At 66.8% G+C, this 4,415-nt stretch carries 6 protein-coding genes; 5 read left to right on the forward strand and 1 reads right to left on the reverse strand.

Annotated elements, in window-relative coordinates:
* The 4 genes from WBV89_RS21780 to trpE all read left to right on the forward strand — a co-directional run.
* Positions 1 to 411 (forward strand): aldo/keto reductase (locus tag WBV89_RS21780; RefSeq protein WP_423983430.1); only part of this gene is annotated, 411 nt, incomplete at its 5' end.
* Positions 412 to 438: 27 nt separating this feature from the next.
* Positions 439 to 762: a GroES family chaperonin gene (locus tag WBV89_RS21785; protein WP_423983431.1), complete on the forward strand. Its 324-nt coding sequence runs from the start codon at positions 439 to 441 to the stop codon at positions 760 to 762.
* 98 nt (positions 763 to 860) lie between these two features.
* On the forward strand, positions 861 to 1,214 hold the full coding sequence (gene hisI, locus WBV89_RS21790) for a phosphoribosyl-AMP cyclohydrolase (protein WP_423983432.1): 354 nt from the start codon (positions 861 to 863) through the stop codon (positions 1,212 to 1,214).
* The gene (gene trpE, locus WBV89_RS21795; RefSeq protein WP_423983433.1) at positions 1,211 to 2,737 is read left to right on the forward strand and encodes an anthranilate synthase component I; all 1,527 of its coding nucleotides are present in this window, start codon (positions 1,211 to 1,213) and stop codon (positions 2,735 to 2,737) included. Before hisI ends, trpE begins: the two co-directional genes overlap by 4 nt.
* Positions 2,738 to 2,773: 36 nt before the next feature.
* Here the strand turns inward: trpE and WBV89_RS21800 are convergent, their stop codons facing one another.
* Positions 2,774 to 3,433: a hypothetical protein gene (locus tag WBV89_RS21800; RefSeq protein WP_423983434.1), complete on the reverse strand. Its 660-nt coding sequence runs from the start codon at positions 3,431 to 3,433 to the stop codon at positions 2,774 to 2,776.
* 34 nt (positions 3,434 to 3,467) lie between these two features.
* Between WBV89_RS21800 and WBV89_RS21805 the strand changes: the two genes are divergently transcribed.
* Positions 3,468 to 4,160 carry a YgfZ/GcvT domain-containing protein gene (locus WBV89_RS21805; RefSeq protein WP_423983435.1) on the forward strand — a complete coding sequence of 231 codons (693 nt, stop codon included), beginning with the start codon at positions 3,468 to 3,470 and terminating at the stop codon, positions 4,158 to 4,160.
* The last annotated feature ends 255 nt before the right edge of the window (positions 4,161 to 4,415 follow it).

Below are 4,415 nucleotides of genomic sequence, written 5' to 3' on the forward strand. Positions count from 1 at the left end.
CTGCTGGAGCGCACGAAGGTCGAGACGGAGTACGCCCGCGTCAACGCCGACTTCAACTACGGCAACACCATCTGGAGCCCGCTCGCGTCGGGTCTGCTCACCGGCAAGTACAAGGACGGCATCCCCGACGATTCGCGCGGTGCGCTGTCCGGGTACGAATGGTTGCAGGACCGCCTGTCGGACGGCGACGCGATCGCACGCGTCGAGAAGCTCCGCCCGATCGCCGACCGCCTCGACTGCTCGATGGCGCAACTGTCACTCGCCTGGGCCACCAAGCACGAGATGGTGTCGTCGGTGATCACCGGAGCATCCAAGGTGTCGCAGGTGGTGCAGAACTTCGAGGCCGTCGACGTGATCCCGTTGATCACCGACGAGGTCCGCGAGGAGATCGAAGCGGCGATCGGCCGCTGACACCGCCCGCCGGTACCCTGCCCGCTGATGTCCGGGCTCGATGACAAACTGCCGATCAAGATGCTCAACGACCGCGTGCTGGTGAGCACCTCGGATGACGGCGAGCGTCGTTCGTCGGGAGGAATCCTGATTCCCGCCACAGCCGAGATGGCCAAGCGACTGGTGTGGGCGACGGTGGTCGCCAAAGGGCAGAACGTCCGTTCCTGCGAGGTCGGCGACAAGGTGCTGTTCAGCCCCGACGACCGCTACGAGGTCGAGGTCCAGGGCGAGGACTACATCATGTTGCGCGACCGGGAACTGCACGCCGTGGCCGCCGAACGCATCGAAGCATCGACCGGGCTCTACCTCTGAGCGCGCGCCCGTGGCCCCGGAAGTGAGCCGGACGGTGCGTCGGATCCTCACCCGAATGGATGGGGGGTGCGCGAGGTCTGGCTTCGTAGGATGATGTGATGCCGGAGACGACGACCATCGAGGCCACCGCCGAGCAACTCGCCGGTGTCAAGTACAACGCCGACGGGCTGGTGACGGCGATCGCGCAGGACGTCGAGAACGGTGATGTGCTGATGCTGGCGTGGATGAACGCCGAGTCTCTGAAGATGACCTTCGACGAAGGCCGGATGGTCTACTGGTCGCGCAGCCGACACGAACTCTGGCGCAAGGGCGACACCAGCGGAGATCGTCAGTTCGTCCGCGAGGCGTACTACGACTGCGACGCCGATGCGCTGCTGTTCAAGGTGGAACAGGAAGGCGCGGGCGCCTGCCACACGGGCGAACGCACCTGCTTCTTCCAGTCGTTCGGATGAGGATCCAACCGACCCGCGAGGAATTCCACTCCCTCGCAGCCGAGCACGGTGTGGTCCCCGTCTGGACCGAATTGCTCGCCGACCTGGAGACCCCCGTCGCTGCCTACACGAAGCTCGTCGGCGACCGTCCGGGATTCCTCCTCGAGTCGGTCGAGGGGGCCGAGCGGTGGGCCAGATTCTCGTTCGTCGGATGGAACCCGTCCGCCACACTCGTCCTGCGTGACGGCGTCGTCGAGATCGACGGCCCGCTTCCCGACGACGTGCCGACGGACGACGGGATCCTCGCGGCCATGGAGGCCGTTCTCGCGCGGTATTCGAGCCCGACCTTCGACGATCTCCCTCCGCTGCACGGCGGGATGATGGGCTTTCTCGGATACGACGTCATCCGTGAGGTCGAGCACCTGCCCGACACGCCACCCGACGATCGGTCGTATCCCGACGCAGTGATGTCGGTGATCGGGTCGCTGGCCGCGTTCGACCACTGGCGCCAGCGGGTCTCGTTGATCGAGAGCGTCCGTACCCTGGGCCTCGACGCGACCGATCTCGACGCGGCCTACGACGCAGCCACCGCGCGAGTCGAGCAGTCGGTGAGCGACCTCGCCCAGCCGCTCGCGTACACGCCCGTCGAACCGCCGAACCCGGGGGAGGAGCTTCCGCATCTCGAGTCGACCATGGGCGCCGGGATGTACCAGCGGGCCGTGGAAGTCGCGAAGGAGCACGTCGTCGCGGGCGACATCTTCCAGGTGGTGCTCGCGCAGCGGTACGACCTCGACCTCGACGCCGACCCGTTCGACGTGTACCGCGTGCTGCGACAGGTCAACCCGTCGCCGTACATGTACTTCGTGAAGCACCCGGAGCTGACCATCGTCGGCTCGTCGCCCGAACCGATGGTGCAGTTGCTCGATCGTCGGGTCATCTCGCGCCCGATCGCCGGCACTCGACGCCGCGGCAAGACCGATGAACACGACCGTCGAATGGCGGCCGAGTTGATCGAACACCCGAAGGAACGCGCCGAACACGTGATGCTCGTCGATCTCGCACGCAACGATGTCGGTCGCGTCGCGAAGTTCGGAACCGTCACCGTCGACGAGTTGATGACCCTCGAGCGCTACAGCCACGTGATGCACCTCACCTCACAGGTGTCGGGTGACCTCGTCGACGGCCTCGGGCCGATCGACGTGTTGCGCGCGACTCTGCCCGCTGGCACCGTGAGCGGGGCTCCGAAGGTACGCGCAATGGAGATCATCGATTCGCTCGAGCCGGTCAAACGGGGGCCGTATGCGGGAGTCGTCGGCTACGTCGACTGGTCGGGCAACCTCGATACGGCGATCGCGATCCGCACGATGTTCATCACCGGAGACGGCTCGCGCGCGAGCCTGCAGGCCGGTGCGGGAATCGTTGCCGATTCCGTCCCCGACGACGAGGATCTCGAGTGTCGCAACAAGGCTGCGGGGCTGCTCGCCACGATCCCGGCCGCACGTCGGATGACCGCCGCGCGACGTGCCGCGGGAACGGTCGCCTGATCCGCCTCGGTTCGCTCGTCCGGGCGCTCGCCGGCTTCAGAACAGCAGGATGAGCACGAAGATCAGCGCCATCGGGATGAACGCCAACGCCGTGAACGTCGCGAGCAACATCCAGAGCGGGAACGTGGTGATCGCACGCATTGCCAGCAGTAACTGTGGGTACGTCGTCGTGCCGCGCTGGGCGACGTCGCGCAGCCCGGCGAACTGCCGTGACACCCGCACGACGTTGACATCGACCGACTGCTCGGTGACCTCGACGGTCTCGATCACGGTTCGCTCCGAGTTCCGATCGTCGAGCATGAGGGTACGAACCTCGTTCACCAGCAGGTTGCTCCCACGGCGGACGAGGTGCAGCCGCCACATCGACAGGAGCACTCCACCCACACCGACCACGACACCGGCGCCACCGAAGATGATCCAGAAGGTCTGTGCGCCGCCGTCGAGCGCGGCGATTCCGAGCAGGAAGCTCCCGACGATGATCACCCCGGCGACCATCAGGACACCACCGGCCAACGCGTTCGCGCGTCGCACCAGGCCGAGGACGGTCCCCACCGTCCGCTCGGCCAGCTGGTCGATGGTGACGCGGGACCCGTCGGGACCCGCGACCGAGTCGGCGTAGATCGGGTCGCCGTCCCCTCCGATGTCGGAGTCGTCGTCGTTCGAATCGTGGGTCCAGCCCGTCAGGTCGTCGCTCATGTCGTTGTCCAGTCTCGCACGGCAGACTGCACGGATGAAGATCGACGACGCAGTCACCGCCACCAACGAGTTCATCGACGATGCGGCACGCGATCGGGTCGTGGTGCGTGGGGCCGATGCTGCGACATATCTTCAGTCGCAGATCGCCCAGGAGATTCGAGATCTGGCGGTCGGGGATTCGCGCTGGACATTCGTGCTCGATCCGACCGGCAAGGTCGAGTCGTTGGCGCGGATCCGTCGAGCGGGCGACGACGAGTTCGTGCTCGACACCGACGCCGGCTTCGGCGACGGCCTGCTCGCGCGCATCAACCGCTTCAAGATCCGGGTCGATGCCGAGACCACCGTCGAGTACGCCGACGCCGATTCTCCGTCGGTCGAACACGAGCTCGCCCGGATCGGCGGCGGCTGGCCCCGGATGGGCTTCGAGATCGAACCGGGAAAGACGATCCCGTCCGCGACGGGCGTGACCACGTTCGCCGTCAACTTCCAGAAGGGGTGCTATCCCGGCCAGGAACTGGTGGAGCGGATGGACTCACGCGGTGCCGACGCCCCGCGGTCGCTGAGAATCGTCGACCTGCCGCAAGGTGGGGCACCGGGGGATCCGGTCCACGACTCCGACGGCAATGAGGTGGGTTCGGTCACGAGCGTCAGCGGTGAGGGCGGTCTCGGGATCGCCGCGGTCAAGCGTGGTGCCGACATCGGCCGCCTCCCGCCACACGTCACCTGACGGCCCGGTTCACGCACTCCCCGGCGCAGCCGCACCGGCGCCTGCGACCTGAGCACCATGCCTGATCGCGTCATGCCTGATCGCGCGCGCCCTGCAGAAATTTCGAGGGATCGTGACGCCAGCCGTCACGATCGCTCGAAATTCCCGAGTGGGCGTGGGGGATGGGTGGGGGCAGAGCGGCTGGTCGGCGCGGCGGAATTGCCCGTGGCCGTCAGGGGGTGGGGGCGAGGGATTGGCGGATGGCAGTGACGTCGG

This window comes from Ilumatobacter sp., assembly GCF_049588435.1.
Taxonomy (GTDB): domain Bacteria; phylum Actinomycetota; class Acidimicrobiia; order Acidimicrobiales; family Ilumatobacteraceae; genus Ilumatobacter_A.

What these genes read in the sequence shown, in the direction of transcription:
- hisI (WP_423983432.1), top strand. Translation starts at nt 861, where the DNA reads ATGCCGGAGACGACGACCATCGAGGCCACCGCCGAGCAACTCGCCGGT.
- WBV89_RS21785 (WP_423983431.1), top strand. Translation starts at nt 439, where the DNA reads ATGTCCGGGCTCGATGACAAACTGCCGATCAAGATGCTCAACGACCGC.
- WBV89_RS21805 (WP_423983435.1), top strand. Translation starts at nt 3,468, where the DNA reads ATGAAGATCGACGACGCAGTCACCGCCACCAACGAGTTCATCGACGAT.
- WBV89_RS21800 (WP_423983434.1), bottom strand. Translation starts at nt 3,433, where the DNA reads ATGAGCGACGACCTGACGGGCTGGACCCACGATTCGAACGACGACGAC.
- trpE (WP_423983433.1), top strand. Translation starts at nt 1,211, where the DNA reads ATGAGGATCCAACCGACCCGCGAGGAATTCCACTCCCTCGCAGCCGAG.